The organism is Streptomyces sp. Y7 (genome assembly GCF_043195415.1).
Classification (GTDB): Bacteria; Actinomycetota; Actinomycetes; order Streptomycetales; family Streptomycetaceae; genus Streptomyces.
The window spans coordinates 69,046-91,074 of sequence record NZ_JBIDDQ010000012.1 but is presented as its reverse complement, the minus strand read 5'-3'; the positions used below and the strand labels follow the sequence as shown (position 1 = coordinate 91,074).

19 protein-coding genes and 2 tRNA genes are annotated in these 22,029 nt (G+C 70.6%); 4 read left to right on the top strand and 17 right to left on the bottom strand.

Going from position 1 to position 22,029, the window contains the following annotated elements; translation table 11 throughout:
• Nucleotides 1-251: 251 nt before the first annotated feature.
• The 3 genes from ACGFW6_RS26980 to leuS all read right to left on the bottom strand — a co-directional run bounded on the left by ACGFW6_RS26980 (nucleotide 252) and on the right by leuS (nucleotide 5,107).
• The gene (locus ACGFW6_RS26980; RefSeq protein WP_393514954.1) at nucleotides 252-1,097 is read right to left on the bottom strand and encodes a DegV family protein; all 846 of its coding nucleotides are present in this window, start codon (nucleotides 1,095-1,097) and stop codon (nucleotides 252-254) included.
• A gap of 93 nt (nucleotides 1,098-1,190) precedes the next feature.
• The gene (locus tag ACGFW6_RS26975; protein WP_393514951.1) at nucleotides 1,191-2,075 is read right to left on the bottom strand and encodes a hypothetical protein; all 885 of its coding nucleotides are present in this window, start codon (nucleotides 2,073-2,075) and stop codon (nucleotides 1,191-1,193) included.
• Nucleotides 2,076-2,239: 164 nt separating this feature from the next.
• Complete coding sequence (gene leuS, locus ACGFW6_RS26970; RefSeq protein ID WP_393514948.1) at nucleotides 2,240-5,107, bottom strand: leucine--tRNA ligase; 2,868 nt, start codon at nucleotides 5,105-5,107, stop codon at nucleotides 2,240-2,242.
• A gap of 467 nt (nucleotides 5,108-5,574) precedes the next feature.
• On the opposite strand from leuS, the gene ACGFW6_RS26965 reads away from it, so the two are divergent.
• Nucleotides 5,575-6,948: a cytochrome b/b6 domain-containing protein gene (locus tag ACGFW6_RS26965; protein ID WP_393514945.1), complete on the top strand. Its 1,374-nt coding sequence runs from the start codon at nucleotides 5,575-5,577 to the stop codon at nucleotides 6,946-6,948.
• Nucleotides 6,945-8,558: an NADH-ubiquinone oxidoreductase-F iron-sulfur binding region domain-containing protein gene (locus ACGFW6_RS26960; protein ID WP_393514942.1), complete on the top strand. Its 1,614-nt coding sequence runs from the start codon at nucleotides 6,945-6,947 to the stop codon at nucleotides 8,556-8,558. Before ACGFW6_RS26965 ends, ACGFW6_RS26960 begins: the two co-directional genes overlap by 4 nt.
• Before the next feature lie 106 nt (nucleotides 8,559-8,664).
• Here ACGFW6_RS26960 and ACGFW6_RS26955 read toward each other — a convergent pair.
• The 9 genes from ACGFW6_RS26955 to ACGFW6_RS26915 all read right to left on the bottom strand — a co-directional run bounded on the left by ACGFW6_RS26955 (nucleotide 8,665) and on the right by ACGFW6_RS26915 (nucleotide 13,885).
• Nucleotides 8,665-8,737 (bottom strand) — tRNA-Ala (locus ACGFW6_RS26955).
• Nucleotides 8,738-8,887: 150 nt separating this feature from the next.
• A complete protein-coding gene (locus ACGFW6_RS26950) occupies nucleotides 8,888-9,121 on the bottom strand; it encodes a hypothetical protein (RefSeq protein ID WP_003976229.1) in 234 nt (77 codons plus the stop codon).
• A gap of 440 nt (nucleotides 9,122-9,561) precedes the next feature.
• A tRNA-Ala gene (locus ACGFW6_RS26945) sits at nucleotides 9,562-9,634 on the bottom strand.
• Between the two features lie 104 nt (nucleotides 9,635-9,738).
• Nucleotides 9,739-10,410, bottom strand: coding sequence for a histidine phosphatase family protein (locus ACGFW6_RS26940; RefSeq protein ID WP_393514939.1), 672 nt, complete (start codon nucleotides 10,408-10,410; stop codon nucleotides 9,739-9,741).
• On the bottom strand, nucleotides 10,407-10,853 hold the full coding sequence (rsfS, locus tag ACGFW6_RS26935) for a ribosome silencing factor (protein WP_393514936.1): 447 nt from the start codon (nucleotides 10,851-10,853) through the stop codon (nucleotides 10,407-10,409). Before rsfS ends, ACGFW6_RS26940 begins: the two co-directional genes overlap by 4 nt.
• A 125-nt stretch (nucleotides 10,854-10,978) precedes the next feature.
• Nucleotides 10,979-12,688 carry an LCP family protein gene (locus ACGFW6_RS26930; protein ID WP_393514933.1) on the bottom strand — a complete coding sequence of 570 codons (1,710 nt, stop codon included), beginning with the start codon at nucleotides 12,686-12,688 and terminating at the stop codon, nucleotides 10,979-10,981.
• 25 nt (nucleotides 12,689-12,713) lie between these two features.
• On the bottom strand, nucleotides 12,714-13,352 hold the full coding sequence (nadD, locus tag ACGFW6_RS26925; protein ID WP_030948193.1) for a nicotinate-nucleotide adenylyltransferase: 639 nt from the start codon (nucleotides 13,350-13,352) through the stop codon (nucleotides 12,714-12,716).
• Nucleotides 13,353-13,428: 76 nt separating this feature from the next.
• Nucleotides 13,429-13,593 carry a hypothetical protein gene (locus ACGFW6_RS26920; RefSeq protein WP_393514929.1) on the bottom strand — a complete coding sequence of 55 codons (165 nt, stop codon included), beginning with the start codon at nucleotides 13,591-13,593 and terminating at the stop codon, nucleotides 13,429-13,431.
• 130 nt (nucleotides 13,594-13,723) lie between these two features.
• Nucleotides 13,724-13,885 carry a hypothetical protein gene (locus tag ACGFW6_RS26915; RefSeq protein ID WP_093745985.1) on the bottom strand — a complete coding sequence of 54 codons (162 nt, stop codon included), beginning with the start codon at nucleotides 13,883-13,885 and terminating at the stop codon, nucleotides 13,724-13,726.
• Nucleotides 13,886-14,025: 140 nt separating this feature from the next.
• Between ACGFW6_RS26915 and ACGFW6_RS26910 the strand changes: the two genes are divergently transcribed.
• Complete coding sequence (locus tag ACGFW6_RS26910) at nucleotides 14,026-15,162, top strand: M48 family metallopeptidase (RefSeq protein WP_393514926.1); 1,137 nt, start codon at nucleotides 14,026-14,028, stop codon at nucleotides 15,160-15,162.
• A 57-nt stretch (nucleotides 15,163-15,219) separates the two neighbouring features.
• On the opposite strand, the gene ACGFW6_RS26905 is transcribed toward ACGFW6_RS26910, so the two are convergent.
• The 5 genes from ACGFW6_RS26905 to proB all read right to left on the bottom strand — a co-directional run bounded on the left by ACGFW6_RS26905 (nucleotide 15,220) and on the right by proB (nucleotide 20,345).
• Nucleotides 15,220-16,320: a hypothetical protein gene (locus ACGFW6_RS26905; protein WP_393514923.1), complete on the bottom strand. Its 1,101-nt coding sequence runs from the start codon at nucleotides 16,318-16,320 to the stop codon at nucleotides 15,220-15,222.
• Between the two features lie 123 nt (nucleotides 16,321-16,443).
• Nucleotides 16,444-17,019 (bottom strand): hypothetical protein, encoded by a 576-nt coding sequence (locus tag ACGFW6_RS26900; RefSeq protein WP_393514920.1) that lies wholly within the window; start codon nucleotides 17,017-17,019, stop codon nucleotides 16,444-16,446.
• Between the two features lie 185 nt (nucleotides 17,020-17,204).
• Nucleotides 17,205-18,491, bottom strand: a complete 1,287-nt coding sequence (locus ACGFW6_RS26895; protein ID WP_393514917.1) for a glutamate-5-semialdehyde dehydrogenase — start codon at nucleotides 18,489-18,491, stop codon at nucleotides 17,205-17,207.
• A gap of 74 nt (nucleotides 18,492-18,565) precedes the next feature.
• On the bottom strand, nucleotides 18,566-19,030 hold the full coding sequence (locus ACGFW6_RS26890; protein WP_393514914.1) for a hypothetical protein: 465 nt from the start codon (nucleotides 19,028-19,030) through the stop codon (nucleotides 18,566-18,568).
• Nucleotides 19,031-19,217: 187 nt separating this feature from the next.
• Nucleotides 19,218-20,345: a glutamate 5-kinase gene (gene proB, locus ACGFW6_RS26885; protein ID WP_393514911.1), complete on the bottom strand. Its 1,128-nt coding sequence runs from the start codon at nucleotides 20,343-20,345 to the stop codon at nucleotides 19,218-19,220.
• Between the two features lie 200 nt (nucleotides 20,346-20,545).
• Between proB and ACGFW6_RS26880 the strand changes: the two genes are divergently transcribed.
• Entirely contained in the window at nucleotides 20,546-21,946 is a 1,401-nt protein-coding gene (locus ACGFW6_RS26880) for a polysaccharide pyruvyl transferase family protein (protein ID WP_393515265.1), read from the top strand.
• The last annotated feature ends 83 nt before the right edge of the window (nucleotides 21,947-22,029 follow it).

The following is a 22,029-nucleotide window of genomic DNA, read 5'->3' as shown; positions in this document are numbered from 1 at the left end:
CCGCCCGACCCACGATGATCTTGCTCAATTCCCGGGGATTACTTCCCAGTTGTGGAAAACCCAGCCACCCGCACGAGTGATGACACACGCATGCAAAGCCCTCTCACCACGTGCGACCCCCCGAGGGAGGCGGCCCCCACCAGGGAGGCGGCCCCACGAGAGAGGCGACCCACAAGAGACGCGCCCCACGAGGAGTCACCGAGTCCCCGTCACCAGCCACCCCCGCCTCACCGCCTCACCACACCGCCCCCTCACCGAGGCGAAACCACAACCCCCAGCAACCCGGGCCCCGTGTGCGCCCCGATCACCGCCCCGACCTCACTGACATGCAGGTCGGCCAAGCCCGGCACGCGCGCCCGCAGACGATCCGCCAGCGCCGCCGCCCGGTCCGGGGCCGCGAGATGGTGGACCGCGATGTCCACCTGTGCGCTGCCCGCTCGGTCGGCCGCGATCTCCTCAAGGCGGGCGATCGCCTTGGAGGCCGTGCGGACCTTCTCCAGGGGGCCGATCCGGCCGCCCTCCAGCTGCAGCAGCGGCTTCACCGCGAGCGCGGAGCCCAGCAGGGCCTGCGCGGCGCCGATACGGCCGCCGCGGCGCAGATAGTCGAGGGTGTCGACGTAGAAGTAGGCGGCCGTGGCTCCGGCCCGCTTCTCGGCGGCCGTGACGGCCTCGTCCACCGTGCCGCCCGTCTCCGCCGCCTCGGCCGCCGCGAGCGCGCAGAAGCCGAGTGCCATGGCGACCATGCCGGTGTCCACGACCCGCACCGGCACCGGCGCCTCCCGTGCCGCGAGGACGGCCGCGTCGTAGGTGCCGGAGAGCTCGGCGGACAGATGCAGGGAGACGATGCCGGTGGCGCCGGACTCGGCGACCTCGCGGTAGTGCCGCGCGAAGACCTCGGGGCTGGGGCGCGAGGTGGTGACAGGGCGTCGCTTCTGCAACGCCTGTGCGAGGGAACGGGTCGAGATCTCGGTGCCCTCGTCCAGCGCCTGGCCGCCGACGACCACGGTCAGGGGTACCGCTGTGATGCCGTGGCGCTCCATCGTCCGGGGCGGCAGGTAGGCCGTTGAATCGGTGACGATAGCGACATGGCGGGACATGAGCTGGAGGTTACCTGGCGTAGCGCCCGGGCGGCAGCCCGACCCCGCTCAGGCGGTGAAGCCTTGACCGGAGCGGCGCGGCATCGTGCGGGCTCAAGTCGTGCTCTCGGGACGGGGTTTCTTCTGCCAGGGGTAGGTCTGGCGGGGGCCCGGCGGGTTGATCGCGGGCCTCGTCGGCTCCTCGGCCCGCTGCCGCTGAGGGCTGTCCGGCCAGGTCTGCTCGGTCGTGTCAGCGGCGTCGGCGGCGGGTGCCTCGGGCCACGGGGGTGGCGGGGAGGACGGACGCTCAGCCGTCGGCCCCGCCGTGGAGGCTTCCGCCTTCGAGGATCCCGTCCCTGAAGGCCCCGTCGCTGATGATCCGGGGGCGGTAGATCCCGGGGCCGAAGATCCGGTCGTCGAGGGCCCGGCCGAGGACCCGGTCGTCGTGGATTCCGTCGTCTGCCAGTGCCGCAGGGCGCCGGACTCCAGGTCTATCTGCGCGCTGAGGCTGTCCAGGTCGTCGTCGGCGAACCGGCGGGCCCGGTCGCGGACCGCCCAGCGCAGCGAGTCCGCCGCCTCGACGATGCGCTCGGTGCGCTCGCGCAGCTCCGGCAACCGGGCGCCGAGCGTCGTACGGTCCGGCTCGGACTCCAGGCGCCGGAGCTCCGCGTCCAGTTCGTGGCCGTGCGCGCTGAGGCGCTCGAAGAGGCCCAGGGACTCCTTGAGGGACTCGTCCTCGCTCACGCCCGCGTGCAGGGCGTCCTGGGTGGCGCGCATCGAGGTGCGCAGCTTCAGCCGCAGCTGCGCCAGCTCGCCGGCCGCGCCGGGCTGCGCGAAGGACTTGGCCCGCAGGGTGTGGTCCTCGACCGTGCGCCGGGCGTGGGTGATCGTCTCGTCCACGCGGCGCTTGGCGGCACCGACCACCTTCACCGTGGCGTACACGCCGAGCACGACGAAGAGCACGAAGAGCAGGGCGACGACTGCGATCACTGCTTCCACGAACTCCTCCTCCGACCGGCCACGACCCGTGCCAGGTCACTCTTCAACGGTAAACGCAGCGGGCAGGCCCGGAGTTCCAGCGGAACCCCGAACCTGCCCGTAGGGGATCACCCGGAGCCGTCCGCCGAGGTCACGACGTGCGGCCGGGTCAGGCTCCCGAAGACCTAGGCCGGGACGATGTTCACCAGCTTCGGCGCGCGCACGATCACCTTCCGGATCCCGGCCCCGTCCAGTGCGGCCACGACCTTCTCGTCGGACAGCGCGGCCTTCTCCAGCTCCTCCTCGGAGATGGCCGGCGAGACCTCTAGGCGGGCCTTGACCTTGCCCTTGATCTGCACGACGCACGTGACCGTCTCGTCGACCACGTAGGCCGGGTCGGCGACGGGGAAGTCCTCGTGCACGACCGAGCCGGTGCGGCCCAGCCTGCGCCACAGTTCCTCGGCGATGTGCGGGGCCAGCGGCGCGACCATCAGCACCAGCGACTCGGCGACGGAGCGCGGAACGGCCACCCCCGCCTTGGTCAGGTGGTTGTTCAGCTCGGTGACCTTGGCGATCGCGGTGTTGAACCGCATGCCCTCCAGGTCCCCGCGCACGCCGTCGATCGCCTTGTGCAGGGCACGCAGCGTGTCCTCGTCGGGCTCGGCGTCCACCACGGTGACGGCGCCGGTCGACTCGTCGACGACGTTGCGCCACAGTCGCTGCAGCAGCCGGAACTGGCCGACCACCGCGCGCGTGTCCCACGGCCGGGAGACGTCCAGCGGGCCCATCGCCATCTCGTACAGACGCAGCGTGTCGGCGCCGTACTCCGCGCAGATCTCGTCCGGAGTGACCGCGTTCTTCAGGGACTTGCCCATCTTGCCCAGCAGTCGGGAGACCTTCTCGCCCTGGTAGTAGTACGCGCCGTCGCGCTCCTCCACCTCGGCGGCCGGCACCGCGATGCCACGGCTGTCGCGGTAGACGTAGGCCTGGATCATGCCCTGGTTGAACAGCTTGTGGAACGGCTCCGCGGAGGAGACGTGCCCCAGGTCGAACAGGACCTTGGACCAGAAGCGGGCGTACAGCAGGTGCAGCACGGCGTGCTCGGCACCGCCGACGTACAGGTCGACGCCGCCGTGCGGCTGGCCCTCGCGCGGGCCCATCCAGTACTGCTCGATCTCGGGGTCGACCAGCTGCTCGCTGTTGTGCGGGTCCAGGTAGCGCAGCTCGTACCAGCAGGAACCGGCCCAGTTCGGCATGGTGTTGGTCTCACGCCGGTAGCGCTTCGGGCCGTCGCCCAGGTCCAGCGTGACGTTGACCCAGTCCTCGTTGCGCGACAGCGGTGTCTCGGGCTCGGTGTCGGCGTCGTCCGGGTCGAAGGTGCGCGGGCTGTAGTCCTCGACCTCGGGCAGCTCCAGCGGCAGCATCGACTCGGGCAGCGCGTGGGCGATGCCGTCCTCGTCGTAGACGATCGGGAAGGGCTCGCCCCAGTAGCGCTGGCGGCTGAACAGCCAGTCGCGCAGGCGGAAGTTGACGGTGCCCTCGCCGACGCCGGACCGCTCCAGCCACTCGGTGATGCGCGCCTTGGCCTCGACGACGCCCAGGCCGTCCAGGGAGACCTCGTCGTTGGAGGAGTTGATGATCTTCGCGTCGTACGACCCGAAGGCGTCCTCCCAGGTGGAGGTGTCCGTGCCGCGCCCGTCGGTCGGCTCGACGATGCAGACGATCGGCAGCTCGAAGGCGCGCGCGAACTCGAAGTCACGCTGGTCGCCGGCCGGTACGGCCATGATCGCGCCGGTGCCGTAGCCCATCAGGACGTAGTCGGCGATGAAGACCGGGACCTGCTCGCCGCTGACCGGGTTGGTCGCGTACGCGCCGATGAAGACGCCGGTCTTGTCCTTGGCCTCGGCCTGGCGCTCGACGTCGGACTTGGAGGCGGCCTGCGCGCGGTAGGCGGCGACGGCCTCGGCCGGGGTCGCGTGACCGCCGGTCCACACGTCGTGCGTGCCCTCGGGCCAGGCGTCCGGGGTGAACTTCTCGACCAGCGGGTGCTCGGGGGCCAGCACCATGTAGCTCGCGCCGAACAGAGTGTCGGGGCGGGTGGTGAAGACCGTGATGCGCTCGCCGTCCACGGGGAAGTCGACGCGGGCGCCCTCGGAGCGGCCGATCCAGTTGCGCTGCTGCAGCTTGATGGCCTCGGGCCAGTCCAGCTCGTCCAGGTCGTCCAGCAGCCGGTCGGCGTAGGCGGTGATCCGCATGTTCCACTGGCGCAGCTTGGCCTTGAAGACCGGGAAGTTGCCGCGCTCGGAGCGGCCCTCGGCGGTGACCTCCTCGTTGGCCAGCACGGTGCCCAGGCCGGGGCACCAGTTGACCGGCGCGTCGGAGGCGTACGCCAGGCGGTACTCGCCCAGGATGTCGGCGCGCTCGCCGGCGGTCAGCGCGTCCCAGGAGCGGCCACCGGGAACCGCACGCTCACCGGACTCGAACTGCGCGACCAGCTCGGCGATCGGGCGTGCCTTCCTCGCCTCGTCGTCGTACCAGGAGTTGAAGATCTGCAGGAAGATCCACTGGGTCCACTTGTAGTAGTCCGGGTCGATCGTGGCGAACGACCGGCGCTTGTCGTGGCCCAGGCCCAGCCGGCGCAGCTGGACCTTCATGTTCTCGATGTTGGCCTCGGTGGAGACACGCGGGTGCGTGCCGGTCTGCACGGCGTACTGCTCGGCGGGCAGGCCGAAGGCGTCGAAGCCCAGGGTGTGCAGGACGTTGTGGCCGGTCATGCGCTGGAAGCGCGCGAAGACGTCGGTGGCGATGTAGCCCAGGGGGTGACCGACGTGCAGGCCCGCACCGGAGGGGTACGGGAACATGTCCATGATGAACTTCTTGGGCTTGGCGACCAGCTCGGGGTCGCCCGCCAGGTCACCCTTGGGGTTCGGCGCCGCGTACGTGCCCTCGGCGTCCCAGAAGTCCTGCCAGCGTGCCTCGATCTCGGCGGCCACGGCCGCCGTGTAGCGGTGCGGCGCGGCCACCTCGGCGGCAGCGGGGTTCGTCTCGCTCATGATCCTCAAAGCTCCATCGATCGTCTCTGCCGGCGGCTGCGATTCCCTGGAAACGAAAAATCCCCTCGCACAGGAGGGGACGCCGCGCCGATGCCGACCATCCGATTCGCCCGGTGGTCGGGATTGATCAGCGCGGCTCGCTAAGCAGAAGGCGTACGGCACGCATGGCGTCAGGGTACCGCAGCGCCGCAGCGGGTCGCGACGGGCTTCCCGGGGGCGCGACGGGCTCATGAGAGGGGTCACACATGAACAACCGCGCCCCCCGTTCCGTACCTGAGAGTTGTGAAGACATGGAAAAGCTGAACAAGGTTCAATTGTTACCTGGCGTAACAGTCGCTAAGGGACATCGCCAGCCCCTCGCAGCCCGTAGATAACAACGCAATAACTCAAACGCCGTACCCCCCGGTATGGAGCCACTTAGAGTGCGGCACCGGGACCGCCTTCCCGAACCGCTCGGAGTTGCCCCCATGAACCCTCGTCGTAGTAACAGTTCGCTCCCCAGGACGGGCCGGTCGGCCTACGGGGTGGCGACCGCCGCTGTTCTGCTTCTCATACCCCTGGTCGTGCTGCTCGGCGGCACCTGGCTCCAGGAGTTCCTCAACTTCGGTGCCGGTGTCCTCTCGCTCGTCTGCCTCACCTGCTCGGTCATCTGGGGCCTGGTCGCCCAGGACCGGATGATCCTCAACACCCGCCAGCGGATCATCGCGCAGGGCATCCACCGGGTGACCGCCGTGGCCGCGATCGCGTTCCTCCTGGTGCACATCGGCGTCAAACTGGCCCTGGACCACGCCACCCCGATCGCCGCGCTGATCCCCTTCAGCCTGGTGTTCGCCGGCGGCAGCGAGATCCCGGGCAGCGCGTTCCTCATCGGCCTGGGCTCCCTGGCCGCGCTTCTGATGATCTTCGTCGGCGTCACCGGCGCCCTGCGCAACCAGTTCGCCTCCCCGGCGCCGGTCGCCGCTCGCTGGCGCGCGATGCACATGCTGGCCTACCCGGCCTGGTGCGCGGCCCTGATCCACGGCCTGTTCGCCGGCCGCCCGGCGAAGACGTTCTTCATGGTCAGCTACGAACTCTGCGTCGTCGCCGTGGCCGCGGCCCTCGCCCTGCGCGCCGCCCCGCGCCCGGTCAAGCGCAAGGTCGCCGACCGCCTCGCCCAGATCATCGGCAACGACCCGGGAGCCCGCGAGGACCTGGAGGAGAGCCGCGCCCGGGCGGCGTCCGGCTCGCTGCCCGGCTACGAGAGCCGGCGCCCGGCGCGCGGCTCACGCGAGGAGCGCCCGTCCCGCAACGAGCGCCCCGGCCCGCTGCCGGGCATGCCCTCCCAGGCCCCCTCGGCCGCGGAGACGACGGGTGGCTTCGCCGCCGCCTATCGCGCCGTCAACCCCCGCTCGCGCGGGCAGCAACAGCAGCCGTACGCCGACCAGACCTCCCGCATGGACCTGCCCATGGACATGCAGCCGACCGAGGCGATCCCGCGCGTCGACGGCGGCTCGAGCAGCACCGGCAACTGGCCCATCCCCTCCCCGCCGCCGGTCGGCGAGGCACCCCCGTCCGCCTACGACCCGCTCAACGACACCAGCTACAACATCCCGGTCTACGACAATTCCGGCACCACGACCTACGGTTCGAACACGTCGGGCTACGGCTCCAACGCGGCCGGCTACGGGTCGAGTGATGTGTACGACACCTCTGAGACAAACGCCGTCTTCGGTACGTACAACCAGAACGACACGTACAACAACAGCGGTCCCGCCACTGAAACATTCCCCGGTGCCCCCTACGACTTCGAGGCACCGGGTTCGGGCGAACCTTGGAACACGCCTTCCGGAGGCTTTAAGTGAACGAGGCCCTGCCCGACGTACCAGAAGTCCGCGTGGTCGGTCTTCCTCAGCTCACGTCGGGCTTCGACCTTGTCGAAAGACTCGATCTGCCCATGCATCTGAAGGTGCACGGGCCGCTCGAACCGATGGGCGGCGAGCAACTGGCCAAGCTCGCCGAGAACATCAACCTGAGGGGCCGCGGCGGCGCGGGCTTCCCCTTCCACAAGAAGCTGCGCTCGGTGGCGGAGGCCGCGATCAAGCGCGGCGTACGGCCGGTCGTCGTGGTCAACGGCAGTGAGGACGAACCGGCCTGCCGCAAGGACACGGTGATGATCAACCGTGCCCCGCATCTCATCCTGGACGGCGCGCTGCTGTGCGCCGAGGCCATGGGTGCCCGCACGCTCGTGGTGGCGGTCACCCGGGAGTCCACCCAGCGGTCCATGGAGGCCGCCCTCGCCGAGCGCGGCCTGAGCAACAGCCGCCGCTCGGCGCTGCGCGCGTTCGTCCAGCGCAACCCGGTGCGCATGGTCACCGGTGCCGCCGCGTCCGTCATCCGCTCGATCGACGGCGGCCCGGCGATCCCGCCCGGCCGCAAGGTCAGCGCCTCGCAGAACGGCGTCGGCGGCGCCCCCACCCTGCTGTCCAACGCCGAGACTTTCGCGCAGCTCGCCATCGCCGCCCGCATCGGACCGGAGCGCTACGGCAACACCGGCCTGTACGACGAGCCCGGCACCGTGATGCTCACGGTCTCCGGCGCGGTCGCCCGCCCGATGGTCATCGAGGTCCCCACGGGCGTGCCGCTGCGCTACGTCCTCCAGCTCGCCGGCGCCCCGCCGGTGCCGCAGGGCGTACTGACCGGCGGCTACCACGGCAAGTGGATCGACGCGGCGACGGTCAACGAGGCGATCGTCTCGCGCAACTCCCTGGACGCGGTCGGCGGCGCGCTCGGCGCCGGCGCGGTTCTGCCGATCACTCAGGAGACCTGCCCGCTGGGCGAGTCGCTGCGGGTGGCGCAGTGGCTGGCCGAGGAGAGCGCGGGCCAGTGCGGCCCCTGCTACCTCGGTCTGCCGGCCGCCGCGCGCGGCCTGGAGGACATCCTCAACGGCGGTGGCCCGGCCGCCCTGGAGGCGCTCAAGCAGGTCGCCAAGAACGTGAAACGGCGCGGCGCGTGCTCGCACCCGGACGGCTCCGCGATGTTCCTGGAGTCGACCATCAAGGCGTTCACCGACGACCTCGCGGCCCACGTCCTCGGCAACGGCTGCGGACGGCCCGTGGAGGGCGTTCTGCCGCTCTTCGAGGGCGGCAGGGCACCCACGGGCATACCGGGCGGCGCCGAGGAGGAGGAGAACGGCCCCAGCCGCCAGAAGATCTACGTCGACTGGACGCTGTGCCGCGGCCACGGCCTGTGCGCCGACATCCTCCCGGAGGTCTTCCAGCTCGGCGCCGACGGCTTCCCGACCGTCGCCCAGGCGATGGTCCCGCGCTACGCCGAGGCCAAGGCCCTGCGCGCGGTGCGCCGTTGCCCCGCTCTCGCCCTGCGCATCGAGGAGGACACGCGCGGCCAGGACACCTCCCGCAACAACCTGCCGGTCCTCTCCCAGGGCCGCGGCAGGCGCGCTCTGGGCCGCTGAGGCCGGGGGCCGTCCCACCGGGGCGGCCCCCGCAACCAGCGGTGTTCGCACACGAAAAAGATCCCGCCGGATGGATTCCATCCGGCGGGATCTTCTTGTCTCACTGTGGAGCTAAGGAGAATTGAACTCCTGACCTCCTGCATGCCATGCAGGCGCTCTACCAACTGAGCTATAGCCCCGTGCGGCCCTGCGGCGGAGCCGCATTTCTACCGCTGTCGCCCGGTTTCCCCGGCGGCGACGCCAACATTACCGGTCGACCGGGCGCAGCACCAAATCGTTTACCGTCCAGGGCAGTACGACCCGAAATGTCGGAATCTACGACCCGGGAGTCATGCCGTGACGAACGAATAGAAGCGCTTGAGCGTGCAGTGCTCTTCGAGCAGCCGGCCGTAGATCGGCTCGCCCTCGAGCTCACGGTAGGTCTCGATCGGGTCGCCTTTTATGATCAGCGCCCGCGCGCATTCCTCGCACCAGTACTGGTAGTCGGGGTTCACCGGTTCCATGTCACGGACGATCGGCGTTCCGCTGCCGCACCAGTCGCACTTTCGCCTGTGTGCACCCATCGATCAGCTCCAGCTGTGGCCGCAGGCCGTGCACACGTAGGAAACACCGCCGTTGTCACCGAGAAGCTGGGCGACATGGACGGAACCGCAGGAAGGGCAGCTGAGGCGGGTGATCGTATCCCGTGTCAGTGCTGCTTCGGAGAGGTGACCGACCTCTCCGCGGATGCTCGCAGGCATCGCTACTCCCTCCCGTCGGGCCGCGCCCCCTCCGGCCGTTTGATTCTGCCACGGCCGGACCAATACGGTCAGCGACGCCTCAGTACCAGTCCGGCCACGGCAGCCTCCGTGGCCATGCGGACCATCCGAACTCGCACCCCAACGCGCCTCTCCTGAGAGGTATACGCCTGCGAGGCCCAAGTGACTCAAGCCGGACCCGAACAGTTCGGATACCAGAAGATCCCGCCGATCTGAGCGATCGACGGGATCTTGTTGTCTGACTGTGGAGCTAAGGAGAATTGAACTCCTGACCTCCTGCATGCCATGCAGGCGCTCTACCAACTGAGCTATAGCCCCTTGCGTTCCTCCCCGTGCGGCGGGGCGAACAAGAAGAACTTTAGCCTGCGACCTGCCAGAAAGTGAAATCCGGGTCCCGGGTCGTCCCGGCCGGGACCCGTGCGTCAGTCGTCGTCGCCGAGCACCGGCTCCGGCAGGGTGCCGGCGTTGTGCTCCAGCAGGCGCCAGCCGCGCGCACCCTCGCCCAGCACGGACCAGCAGCAGTTGGAGAGGCCGCCCAGGCTCTCCCAGTGCCGGGCCTGGAGGCCGAGGAGGCGGCCGATGGTCGTACGGATGGTGCCGCCGTGGCTGACCACCACGAGCGTGCCGTCGTCGGGGAGCTTGTCGGTGTGCCGGAGCACCACGGGCGCGGCGCGGTCGGCGACCTCGGTCTCCAGTTCGCCCCCGCCGCGGCGCACCGGCTCACCGCGCTTCCAGGCGGCGTACTCCTCGCCGTGCCGGGCGATGATCTCCTCGTGCGTCAGGCCCTGCCAGACACCGGCGTAGGTCTCGCGCAGGGCCTCGTCGTGCGTCACCTCGAGGCCGGTGAGCCCGGCCAGCTCGGCCGCCGTGGCGGCGGCGCGCTGGAGGTCGGAGGCGATGATCGCGTCGGGCTTGAGGTTGACGAGCAGCCGGGCGGCGCGGCGGGCCTGGGAGATGCCCGCCTCGGTGAGCGGGACGTCCGTGGAGCCCTGGAAGCGGCGCTCCACGTTCCAGGAGGTCTGGCCGTGCCGCCACAGGATGACGCGGCGGCCCCGGCCGGGCCTGCCCGCGGACACCTCGCCGGTGGCACTCATCGCCACTCACCGCCGAGTTCGGCGGCCTCCTCGGCGGCCTGGAGCTTGGCGTGCTCGGCGGCCTTGCCGCGGGTGGCCCTGGCGTCCTCGGGCAGTTCGAGCTCGGGGCAGTCCTTCCACAGCCGCTCCAGGGCGTAGAAGACACGCTCCTCGCTGTGCTGGACGTGGACGACGATGTCGACGTAGTCGAGCAGCACCCAGCGGGCCTCGCGGTCGCCCTCGCGGCGCACCGGCTTGGCGCCGAGCTCCTTGCTGAGCCGCTCCTCGATCTCGTCGACGATCGACTTGACCTGGCGGTCGTTGGGTGCGGACGCCAGCAGGAAGGCGTCCGTGATCGACAGGACGTCGCTGACGTCGTAGGCGATGATGTCGTGCGCGAGCTTGTCGGCTGCGGCCTGGGCGGCGGTGTTGACGAGCTCGAGGGAACGGTCGGTAGCGGTCACTACAAGGCTTTCGATCGGCGGACACTTGACTTCACTCGACATCAAGGGTCTCACGGACCGGTGACAGCACCCCACGTGATTATCGCTTCACGTGGGGTGGCCTGCGGTGATGTGCGGGGTGCGGGCTACGAGGAGGACGGTTCGTAGTCCTGGCCCAGGACCACGGAGACGTCGGCGTTCGCGGACACGTCCCCCTTGGCGACCGCGTCGGCGGACAGCCCCAGGGTCTTGGCGACCTCGGCGGCGTCGTCCTTGTCGGCGGCATCGGCGTAGACGACCTTCGACGTGGCCTCGGCGGAGGCGGTGCCGCCCTCCAGGAACGTGAAGCCGCCGTTCAGCAGCACCACGCGGGCCTTGCCGGTGTTGTCCTTGACGCCGCTGGCGTTGCGGACGGACACCCGGATCGCGGCGTCCTTGTCGGGGCTTTTCGCGGTCCCGCCGAGGACGTCCTTGACGACGCCGGCGCTCGCCTGGGCGCTCAGCGTGCCGTCGGTCCGGACCGGCAGCAGGGCCGTCTTGTAGTCGCCGCCCTTGGCGAGGTCGGCGAGCCGGGCGAGGAAGGCGCCGAGGTCCTTGTCGGTCAGCGGCGGCTCGATGATCATGCCCAGCGTCTGCACGGTGGTGGTGGCGCCCTGCGCGTCCGAGGTCAGCTTGCGCAGCACGGCCTGCATGACCTGCCCGAACCGCTCCAGCTGGGCGTTCTGCGCCTCGCCCGAGCCCTGGTAGGTGGCGTAGGCGACGGCCGACTTGCCGCTGAGGGTCTGGGCCTTGCCCTTGCGCACCAGGGGCGCGGTGCCCTTCTTGGCGTCCGGGTCGGGGACGTTCACATCGGTGTCGACCTCGATGTTGCCGATCAGGTCGACGAGGTTCTGGAGGTAGGGGGTGTCCAGCCGCCAGGTGCCCTGGATCTCGGTGCCGAGGACGGTGTCGATCTCGTCGCGGGTCCCCGAGGAGCCGTCGTCGTCGACCGACTTGGCCAGCGTGGTCGTGCTGCCGTCGTCGCCGGAGAGGGCGAGGGAGTTGGGCAGCAGGACGGTGGTGCCCTGCTTGGTGGTGGTGTTGTCGACGAGCAGCGCCGTGGAGGTGCCGCCCTTCTTGGTGTTGTGCAGGTGGACGACGATCACGTCGCGCTTCTGCGCGCCGACGGGCGTCGCGGTGTCCTTCTTGTCGTCCGAGGCCGTGAGGCCGGGCAGCTTCCCTGCGTACCAGAGGTAGCCGACGCCGCCGGCCGCGGCGAGCGCCAGGACGACCACGAGGGCGACCACACGCGCGCGTGCCCGTCGCTTGGCCTCCTCGCGGCGCTCGGTGCGGTTCTCGGTGAACTTCAGCCAGTCGATGACGTCCTCGGAGTCCTGGTCGGGCTCCTCGACGAAGGCGAACTGCTCGGTGCGGTAGTCCCGCTCGCCCCGCTCCTGGCTCACCGGCTCCTCCACCGGCCCGGCCTGGTGCGGGATGTACGCGGTCTGCTCGGCGACCCGCGGCTGCTGGCCGCTGGTGGCGGTACGGCCGTAGGGGTCGTACTGCGCCGCGTGCTGCTGGTGGGTGCCGGTGTGCTGCTGCTGGTGCGTACCGGTGCCGTACGGGTCGTAGGACGGCGTGGGCGGCTGCTGCCCGGTGTCACCGCCGGCGTACGGGTCGTAGTGCTGGGGCTGCTGCGAGCCCGTCGCGTACGGGTCGTAGCCGTAGCCCTGCTGCTGTGCGTAGGTGTCGTACTGCTGCTGCGTCTGCTGCTGCGGGACCTGTCGGTACACCGGCCGTCCGTACTCGTCGTAGCCGACGAGTTCGTACTGGTCGGCGCCGTGTCCTGCCGCCCCCGCGTCGTATCGGTCGTTCACCGGTAGCCCCTCTCGGCTCACTGCCTCACTCGCCGCGGTACAGCTCACGTTTGTCGATGTAGCGCACGACTCCGTCCGGCACCAGATACCAGATGGGATCTCCCTTTGCGACTCTCGCGCGGCAATCGGTGGACGAGATGGCCAGCGCGGGAACCTCGACCAACGACACGCCGCCCTCCGGGAGGCCGGCGTCGTCCAGGTGGTGGCCGGGCCGGGTGACGCCGACGAAGTGCGCGAGGGAGAACAGCTCCTCCGAGTCGCGCCAGGTCAGGATCTGACCGAGGGCGTCGGCGCCGGTGATGAAGAAGAGGTCCGTGTCGGGGTTGAGCGCGCGCAGATCGCGCAGCGTGTCCACCGTGTACGTCGGACCGCCGCGGTCGATGTCGATGCGGCTGACGGAGAACTGCGGGTTCTCGGCGGTGGCGATGACCGTCATCAGATAGCGGTCCTCGGCCGGGGAGACATGCCGGTGGCTCTTCTGCCACGGCTGGCCGGTCGGTACGAACACGACCTCGTCCAGGTGGAACTGCGCGGCGACCTCACTGGCCGCGACGAGGTGCCCGTGGTGGATCGGGTCGAAGGTTCCGCCCATCACGCCGAGACGGCGCTTGCCGGGGTTCGACGGGCCGTTTCCGGGGCCGGTAGGCATGTCCTGCTCTCCCATGCGTGCAGACCCTACCGGCCCCGCCTGAGAGCTCCGGCCGGCTGTCGCGCGGGCGGAGCGGGGGCCTGGCCGGGACTCAGCGGTCGCGGTTGAAGCGGGTGGTGATCCACAGCAGCAGAAGAAGGATGATGAACGCGCCGCCGCCGGTGGCCAACGGGCTGATGCTGTCGTGACCGCCGCCATGCTCCTCGCCCTCGGCGGCGAGGGTGACCAACTGGGCAGCTGCGCTGTGGAAGCTCATCTTCGGCGTGACCTATCGGTGTGGGCGGGATAAAGATGTCGGCCCATCGTAAGCGGGCGCCATGACGGCGATCACGCCGACTCCACCGTTGGGGCGCCGCGGAGGACCGACGGGCAACCTTCCCGGCGGTTCAGTCGTCCTTCTGCCTGTAGCCCCGCAACAGGAACCACGCGGTCAGCACACAGCCCACGACCATCACGATCAGTACGACCCGGAGCAGATTTCCCGCTCCCTGCTGCTCGGCGGCCCGCGCGGCCTCGGTGAGCCAGGCGGCCGAGGGGTTGTGCTCCATGACGCGGAACTCCTTCGCTGTAGTGCCCGTCCAAGGTAACTCCGCCTAGGCTGGGCTCTGCTTCGGGGGGCGCAAAGGGCGGAACAAGGCTCCGCAAAGGGCCGCGAGAGACCCACTCCACACGCACATGGGGGAAAGACATGTCCGACGGCCACGAGCACAACGGGCACGAGAACGTACCGAGCAGGCAGCGCAGGCGTTTCCCGGGGATCTCCTCGCGGGCGTACGAACACCCGGCGGACCGTTCGGCCCTGGTGGCCCTGCGCAAGCTCAGCGGCTTCGACACGGTCTTCAAGGCGCTCAGCGGGCTGCTGCCCGAGCGCAGCCTCCGGCTGCTGTTCCTGTCCGACTCGGTGCGGGTGTCGGACCAGCAGTTCGCCCACCTCAACGACATGCTGCGGGACGCCTGCTACATCCTGGACCTGGAGAAGGTCCCGCCGATGTACGTCAACCAGGACCCCGTGCCGAACGCGATGTGCATCGGTCTGGACGAGCCGATCATCGTCGTCACGACCGGACTGGTGGAGCTCCTCGACGAGGAGGAGATGCGGGCGGTCATCGGCCACGAGGTGGGCCACGCCCTCTCCGGCCACGCGGTGTACCGCACGATCCTGCTGTTCCTGACCAGCCTCGCCGTCCGGGTCGCGTGGATCCCGCTGGGCAACCTCGCGATCATGGCGATCGTGACGGCGCTGCGGGAGTGGTTCCGCAAGTCGGAGCTGTCCGCGGACCGGGCGGGCCTGCTGGTCGGCCAGGACCTGAAGGCCTCGATGCGCGGCCTGATGAAGATCGCGGGCGGCAATCACCTCCACGAGATGAACGTGGACGCCTTCCTGAAGCAGGCCGAGGAGTACGAGGCGGGCGGTGACCTGCGCGACTCGGTGCTGAAGATCCTGAACGTGCTGCCGCGCTCGCACCCCTTCACCACGGTCCGCGCGGCCGAGCTGAAGAAGTGGGCCGAGTCCCGCGACTACCAGCGGCTCATGGACGGCCACTACCCGCGCCGCAGCGAGGACAAGGACACCTCGGTCACCGACTCCTTCCGCGAGTCGGCGTCCCACTACGCCACCCACGTGAAGTCCTCCAAGGACCCCCTGATGAAGCTGGTGACGGACATCGCCGGCGGCGCGGGGGACCTGGGCGGCCGGGTGCGCCGGGGCTTCGGCGGCTTCACGAGCGCGCCGCCGAGGGACGAGCCCGGGCAGGACGGCACGGGCACGGACGGGGCCGACGGCACGGACGGCTCGGGCGGCTCGGGCGACGCCGGACGGAACTGAGGCCACCGCCGCCTCCGAGCACCGGTCCGGGCGATCACAGGGTGCCCGGGCCGACGCTCACACCTTCGGCTGCGACCCCGTCGCCAGCGACCCGCACAGGGCCGTCGCGCCGCCCGTGGCGTACGGGTCGGTGCCGGCCGGGCCGCCCTCCTTCGCGGTCTGGCCCGCGAGCAGCGGATGCAGCCGGTTCGTGGAGTCCTCGGCGCAGGACAGCGGACCTGCCTGCACGTAGGAGACGACCAGCTGGGTCTGGTGCAGCCGCAGGTCCTCGCGGTCGAAGCGGAAGTGCAGCTCCCGGCGGACGGTGAACAGCGACGCCTCGACCGGCTTCGCCGCGGCGTCCGCCTTCTCGCCGCCCTCGGCCGTCGCCGGTCGCAGCGCGTACACGAACGTGTGGTCGGCCGTGACCTCCAGCGTCGACGCGTCGGTCTCGGCCGCCTGGAGCGTTCCCTGCACCCGGACGCCGCGGTCGGCCAGCTCCGCCTGCGCGGAGTCGAAACGCACCAGCCACCCCGTCGGCGCATGCCGGCCGTCCGCGGCCGGGTGCCCGAAGCTCTGGTCGAACTGGTCCAGTTGGTCGGGGTCCAGCAGCACCCGCACCGGCCGGATCTGGTCGCCGGTCAGCACCTCGGGGTACAGCGAGGACCGCACGATGTAGTCCTTCGCGATGCTCAGCGCGTTCGTGACCTGCCCGTCGGAGAAGTGGGCGGTGCGCCGCGCGGCCGGCAGCGGTATGCCCTCGGCGCCGATCCGGAACTGCGCGGCGGGGCTGCTCGCGAACAGGTGGTCGGTGTCGCTCGCCCCGGGCACCTGTCCCTCGGGGGCGAGCGGGATGACGGTCATCCGCAGGGGCTCGGCGGGCGGTCCGGACTCGGCGGGGCCCTGGTAGGGGTGCCGTACACCCATGTAGATCGCCGTACCGAAGGCCACGGCGATCAGCAGGACGAGGACGAGGGCCTGCCGGGACAGCCCCCGGCGCATGGGGGCACGGCGCCGTACGGCGGGGGCGTGGTCGGCCATCCGCTCCTGCGCGGAGAACTCCTGGAGGCGGGCAGCACGGATGAACGACTCGTCGAAGACGACGGATCGGTACTCTTCCTCGCCACCTCCGGGGCCGCCTTCGGGTGTCCCCTCGGGTGGGTCTCCAGACCCTCCCATATCTTCAAGGGTAGGTCGCGGAGAGCTCGGGTAAACGCCCCGCTGCGCGACAAGTTCTGACAGGTTCTCACCAGGTTCGCCCGGCGGCTCTCCGTGGTGCTCAGGCCCTCGATCGACTCCGCGTCAGGGCGTGCGCGGGGTCGCCGGGACGGCCGGCGGCGAGTAGTCGGCGGAGGCGGACGGAGCCGCTCCACTGCCCTGCTCCAGGCCGGTGGAGGCCGGGGGCGGGACCTGGTCCCGGCTGCCCGAGGAAGCGCCGCGGTAGACGGCCGTGAAGGCCAGCGCGACCATGCCGATGCCCATCACCAGGGCGAGCATCCAGGCGACGGGACGGTGCCAGCGGACCTGCTTGCCGTACGCCCCCGGAGCGCCGTAGGGGCCTTCGAGGATGTCCGTGTCGTCCAGATCGTCCAGGTCGGGATCGTGGCCGAATCCGGTGCGGCCTTCGGGGCCGTACCCCTCCTCGTACCCCTCGCCCCGGCCGTGGGCCCGGCGGGCCTCCGCCTCGGAGGCCTCCGCTCTGGCCTGCGCGGCGGCCAGGAGGCGCTCGACGGCGGTCGGCTCGTGCACCGCGGCCGCCTGTACGAAGGCCTCGTCGAAGACCACGGAGGCGAACTCTTCGTCCGACACCCCGCGGTCGTGGTCGTCGTCGGGCTCCCAGCCGTCAGGGAACGGCGTGCCCCCCACGTCCTCCGGCACGGGATCCAGAGTAGTCCTGGGGGGTCAATTTGGGCAGACGGTAGGGAAATTCATCCGCCCTGTGAGACACCCGTCCCGCGGCACGGGGTCATTCCGGGGGCGCGTGTCGGGCGCATATGCCCTGGCCGCACGCCGTGCGCCCCGGGGCCCGCCGACGCGCCCCGAGGGCCCCAGGACGGCTTGATTCAGCGCCGTACGTGCCCGTCGCCGGTGACGATGTACTTGGTGCTGGTCAGCTCCGGCAGTCCCATCGGGCCGCGGGCGTGCAGCTTCTGCGTGGAGATGCCGATCTCCGCGCCGAAGCCGAACTGGCCGCCGTCGGTGAAGCGGGTGGAGGCGTTCACCGCGACCGTCGTGGAGTCGACCAGTTGGGTAAAGCGGCGGGCGGCCTGCTGCGAAGTGGTGACGATCGCCTCGGTGTGACCGGACGTCCACAGCCGGATGTGCTCGACGGCCTTGTCCAGCGAGTCCACGACCGCGGCGGCGATGTCGTACGAGAGGTACTCGGTCTCCCAGTCCTCGGCCGTGGCCTCGACGACGGTCGCCTTGGAGTCCTTGGCGTACGCCATCACCCTCTCGTCCGCGTGCACGGTCACGCCGGCCTCCGCGAGGGCGTCCAGAGCGCGCGGCAGGAACTCGGGGGCGATGTCCTGGTGGACCAGGAGGGTCTCGGCGGCGTTGCAGACGCTGACGCGCTGGGCCTTGGAGTTGATCAGGATCTCGATGGCCATGTCGAGGTCGGCGTGGGCGTCGACGTAGACGTGGCAGTTGCCGGTGCCGGTCTCGATCACGGGGACGATCGACTCCGAGACGACCGTCTGGATCAGCGAGGCGCCGCCGCGCGGGATGAGCACGTCGACCAGGCCGCGGGCCCGCATCAGCTCGCGCACGCTCTCCCGGCTCTCGCCGGGCACCAGCTGCACGGCGTCGGCGGGCAGCCCGGCCCCGCCCACGGCGTCCCGGATCACCCGCACGAGGGCGCTGTTCGACTCGTACGCGGAGGCCGAGCCGCGCAGCAGCACCGCGTTGCCCGACTTCAGGCAGAGGGCGGCGGCGTCCACGGTGACATTCGGACGGGCCTCGTAGATGATCCCGACGACGCCCAGCGGGACGCGGACCTGGCGCAGGTCGATGCCATTGGGGAGGGTCGAGCCGCGCACGACCTCGCCGACCGGGTCGGGCAGCGCGACGACGTCCCGCACATCTGCGGCGATGGCCCGCACCCGCTCCGGCGTCAGCGTCAGCCGGTCGATGATCGCCTCGCTGGTGCCGGCCTCGCGGGCCTTGGCGATGTCCTTGGCGTTGGCCTCGACGATCTCGCTCGTACGGACTTCCAGGGCGTCCGCGATGGCGAGCAGCGCGTCGTCCTTCTCGGCCCGCGGCAGCGGGGCGAGGTCGGCGGCGGCGGCCTTGGCGCGGTAGGCGGCCCGGTTGACCGGGGACATGGAGTCGTACGGCGAGAGCGTGGTCATGAAAGAAGGGTAGTGCGGTTGCCGGGCCGTTCCCCCGCGCATTCCGAACCGCGAGACAAGCCGCCCAGGGGCGCTCAATAGGGATGGACGCCCACGGGGGTCGCCGGTGGTGGTCCGTAGCCCTCGGCGACGCGCTGGTGATAGGTCTCGCGGTCGATGACCTCCAGGCCGACGATCTCCCAGGGCGGCAGCCCCGCGCTCTGCCGGTGCTCGCCCCACAGGCGCAGGGCGACGGCGGCCGCGTCGTGCAGATCGCGGGCCTCTTCCCAGTAGCGGATCTCCGCGTGGTCGCCGGCGTACCGGCTGGTCAGCAGAAAGGGGTGGTCGTGGGCGAGCTGTTCGAGGGCGCGGCGGACCTCCTTCAGCGGGGCTTCCCGGCCGGAGACGGAGAGGGTGACGTGCCACAGGCGGGGCAGGTCCTCGGGCTGCTCGTACCGGTCGCCGGCCGCCACGCTGGTCAAGGCACGCTCCTCACCGGCCGCACGGGACGAGCCCCCACCGGCACTGCGGGACGCCGTCCCAGGGCGCACTCGTCTCACGACGGCCTCCTTTTCGCAGTGACCGACCAGCTGGTCGTGCGGAATGTGTCCCTGGGACAAAGTTCAGCAGGCCGCAAGGGCTCACGGGGCGATTTTGCGGAACGTCCACCTCAGGGCGACGTTTGAAACGGGGCGTTCCCCCTGTTTTCGGCAAAGTCAGCCGTCGGGGCGCCGGCCGGTCGCGGACCTACGGCTCCAGGATCACCAGGTCGTCGCGGTGCACGACCTCCCGCTCGTACTCCGCTCCGAGCTCCCTCGCCAGTTCGCGAGTGGAACGCCCGAGCAGCTGGGGGATCTCCTTGGCGTCGAAGTTGACGAGTCCGCGTGCGACCGCGTGGCCGGAGGTGTCGCGCAGCTCGACCGGGTCGCCCGCGCTGAACTCGCCCTCGACGGCCGCGATCCCGGCCGGGAGCAGGGACTTGCGGCGCTCCACGACCGCCCGTACGGCGCCGTCGTCCAGGGTGAGCGACCCCTGGGGCGTGGAGGCGTGCTGGAGCCACAGCAGCCGGTCGGCGGAGCGCTTGCCGGTGGCGTGGAAGTAGGTGCCGGTGTCGCCGCCGGACAGCGCTTCGGCGGCGTGGATCGTGCTGGTCAGGACGACCGGGATGCCGGCGGCGGCCGCGATGCGGGCGGCCTCGACCTTGGTGACCATGCCGCCGGTGCCGACGCCCGCCTTGCCCGCGCTGCCGATCTCGACGTGGGCCAGGTCCTCCGGTCCCCTCACCTCCGCTATGCGCGAGGTCCCCGGCCTGCTGGGGTCGCCGTCGTACACACCGTCGATGTCGGACAGCAGCACCAGCAGGTCGGCGCGGACGAGGTGGGCGACGAGGGCGGCGAGCCGGTCGTTGTCGCCGAAGCGGATCTCGTCCGTGGCGACGGTGTCGTTCTCGTTGACGATCGGGAACGCGCCCATCGCCAGGAGCTTGTCGAGGGTGCGCGAGGCGTTGCGGTGGTGGGCACGGCGGCTCATGTCGTCGCTGGTCAGCAGCACTTGGCCGACGCGGACGGCGTAGCGCGCGAAGGAGGCGGTGTACCGCGCGACCAGGAGGCCCTGACCGACGCTGGCCGCGGCCTGCTGCCGGGCCAGGTCCTTGGGGCGGCGCCGCAGCCCCAGCGGGGCGAGGCCGGCCGCGATGGCACCGGAGGAGACCAGGACGATCTCCCGCTCCCCGCCGCTGCGGCCCTTCGCCAGGACGTCGACCAGCGCGTCGACCCGGTCCGCGTCCAGACCGCCGGACGCGGTCGTCAGCGACGAGGAGCCCACCTTGACGACGACCCTGCGGGCCTCGTGCACACCCTTCCTTGCCCCTGCCACCTGTGCTCTTTCCCCTCGCGTACGTCCGGTTCCCTGCTCGGCAATCTACGCGAAATGGATCGTGCGGCGCGCGGGGATTCCAGCCCCCGGACAGGCGGGCGGTAACGGTTCGCTCACGCGTCGCATACGGCAAAAAGGTTGCGTCGGTTGCCTGTAGAAAACAAAGACACGGCAAATCTAAGTTGAACGCTGTGTCACACATTGCTCACGACGTTCAGCGCGGGAAGCGCATCCTCCTCCGCTCGGGCAAGAGCCCCTACGACGTCGTTCCGGTCGAAGAGGCCCTCCATCGGGATGTCATCGCCACCAACTCCGGCAACCTGATCTTCAGCGACGCCACGCACAAGATCCTCGAGACCCCGCACACCGAGGTCGTCTCGAACGGCATCCGCACCGACGTCTCGGCGGCGGGCCGGATCAACGAGGAGTACGACGCCTTCGTCGTCCCGCTCGCCAACGCGTTCCGCCCGTCGTTCGAAGGCCAGTTGAAGCGGCTCACCCGGCTGATCACCAAGCTGCGGATCCCCGTGATCGTGGTGGGCGTCGGCGCGCAGGCCGGCCTCGGCTACAACGCGGCGCGGCTCAAGGGCATCGAGCCCGCGGTGCGCGACTTCGTCTCCGCCGTGCTCGACCGCAGCGCCTCGATCGGGGTCCGGGGCGAGTTCACCGAGCAGTACCTGTACGACCTCGGGTTCCGGGACGTGGAGGTCATCGGCTGTCCCTCGCTGTTCCTGTGGGGCAAGGAACTGACCGTCACCAAGCGGGAGCCGGCCCTCGTCCCCGGTTCCCGGATCGCGGTGAACGGCTCGCACAGCGCGGTGAAGTCCCAGGGCCTGGACCGGGTCATCACCCGCGCCCACGCCCGCTACCCCGGCCTGCGCTTCATCGGCCAGAACCTCAGCGACGCACGGCAGTTGCACTGGCGGGACCTGTCCGACCCGAACTGTCTGGTCACCGCCATGCCGACGCACCCCGACCACCCGATGTACCGGGAGGACAAGGTCCGCGTCTACGTCGACCCGATCACCTGGATCGACGACCTGCGGGCGTTCGACTTCTCCTTCGGCTCCCGCATCCACGGCAACATCGCCGCACTGCTCGCGGGCACACCGGCGACCGTGCTGTGCGGCGACTCGCGCACGCTGGAGCTGTGCCGCTACTTCGGCATCCCGCACCGCCGGATCGACAAGCTGCCCGAGGACCTGGACCCGGCGTCGCTGTACGAGGAGGCCGACTTCGGCGCGCTGACGAGCGGGCACCAGGAGCGGTTCGAGCGGTTCACGGGGTTCCTGGACCGCAACGGCCTGGAGAACACGTTCACGCACGGCGACGGCGGCGCCGCCTTCGAGGAGCGGATGCGGTCGCTGTCCTTCCCGGCGGGCATCCGCCCCTGGAACGACGCGGATCTCACTTCGCTCACCAGCCGGTTCGGCTTCCTGCAGAGCCGTATCGGGGAACTCGCGGCCGACAACGAGCGGTTGAGACGCGAGCTGACCCGCGCGGGCATGGGCGCCGGGGCGCTCCCCGCGACGTCCGTCTACCGGCGGGCACGCCGGGTGGTCGGCGCCCCGATCCGCAGGGCGTTGCAGCAGGGACGGTAGCAAGGGCGCCCGAAGGGGGCGCGGGGCTGTGTCGATAGGCGACTCCGTCGCGTGGGCGCGACCAGCCACGACGACGCCGCGGA

What these genes read in the sequence shown, in the direction of transcription:
- ACGFW6_RS26980 (WP_393514954.1), bottom strand. Translation starts at nt 1,097, where the DNA reads ATGTCCCGCCATGTCGCTATCGTCACCGATTCAACGGCCTACCTGCCG.
- leuS (WP_393514948.1), bottom strand. Translation starts at nt 5,107, where the DNA reads ATGAGCGAGACGAACCCCGCTGCCGCCGAGGTGGCCGCGCCGCACCGC.
- ACGFW6_RS26965 (WP_393514945.1), top strand. Translation starts at nt 5,575, where the DNA reads ATGAACCCTCGTCGTAGTAACAGTTCGCTCCCCAGGACGGGCCGGTCG.
- ACGFW6_RS26950 (WP_003976229.1), bottom strand. Translation starts at nt 9,121, where the DNA reads ATGGGTGCACACAGGCGAAAGTGCGACTGGTGCGGCAGCGGAACGCCG.
- ACGFW6_RS26940 (WP_393514939.1), bottom strand. Translation starts at nt 10,410, where the DNA reads ATGAGTGCCACCGGCGAGGTGTCCGCGGGCAGGCCCGGCCGGGGCCGC.
- nadD (WP_030948193.1), bottom strand. Translation starts at nt 13,352, where the DNA reads ATGGGAGAGCAGGACATGCCTACCGGCCCCGGAAACGGCCCGTCGAAC.
- ACGFW6_RS26920 (WP_393514929.1), bottom strand. Translation starts at nt 13,593, where the DNA reads ATGAGCTTCCACAGCGCAGCTGCCCAGTTGGTCACCCTCGCCGCCGAG.
- ACGFW6_RS26915 (WP_093745985.1), bottom strand. Translation starts at nt 13,885, where the DNA reads ATGGAGCACAACCCCTCGGCCGCCTGGCTCACCGAGGCCGCGCGGGCC.
- ACGFW6_RS26910 (WP_393514926.1), top strand. Translation starts at nt 14,026, where the DNA reads ATGTCCGACGGCCACGAGCACAACGGGCACGAGAACGTACCGAGCAGG.
- ACGFW6_RS26905 (WP_393514923.1), bottom strand. Translation starts at nt 16,320, where the DNA reads ATGGGAGGGTCTGGAGACCCACCCGAGGGGACACCCGAAGGCGGCCCC.
- ACGFW6_RS26895 (WP_393514917.1), bottom strand. Translation starts at nt 18,491, where the DNA reads ATGACCACGCTCTCGCCGTACGACTCCATGTCCCCGGTCAACCGGGCC.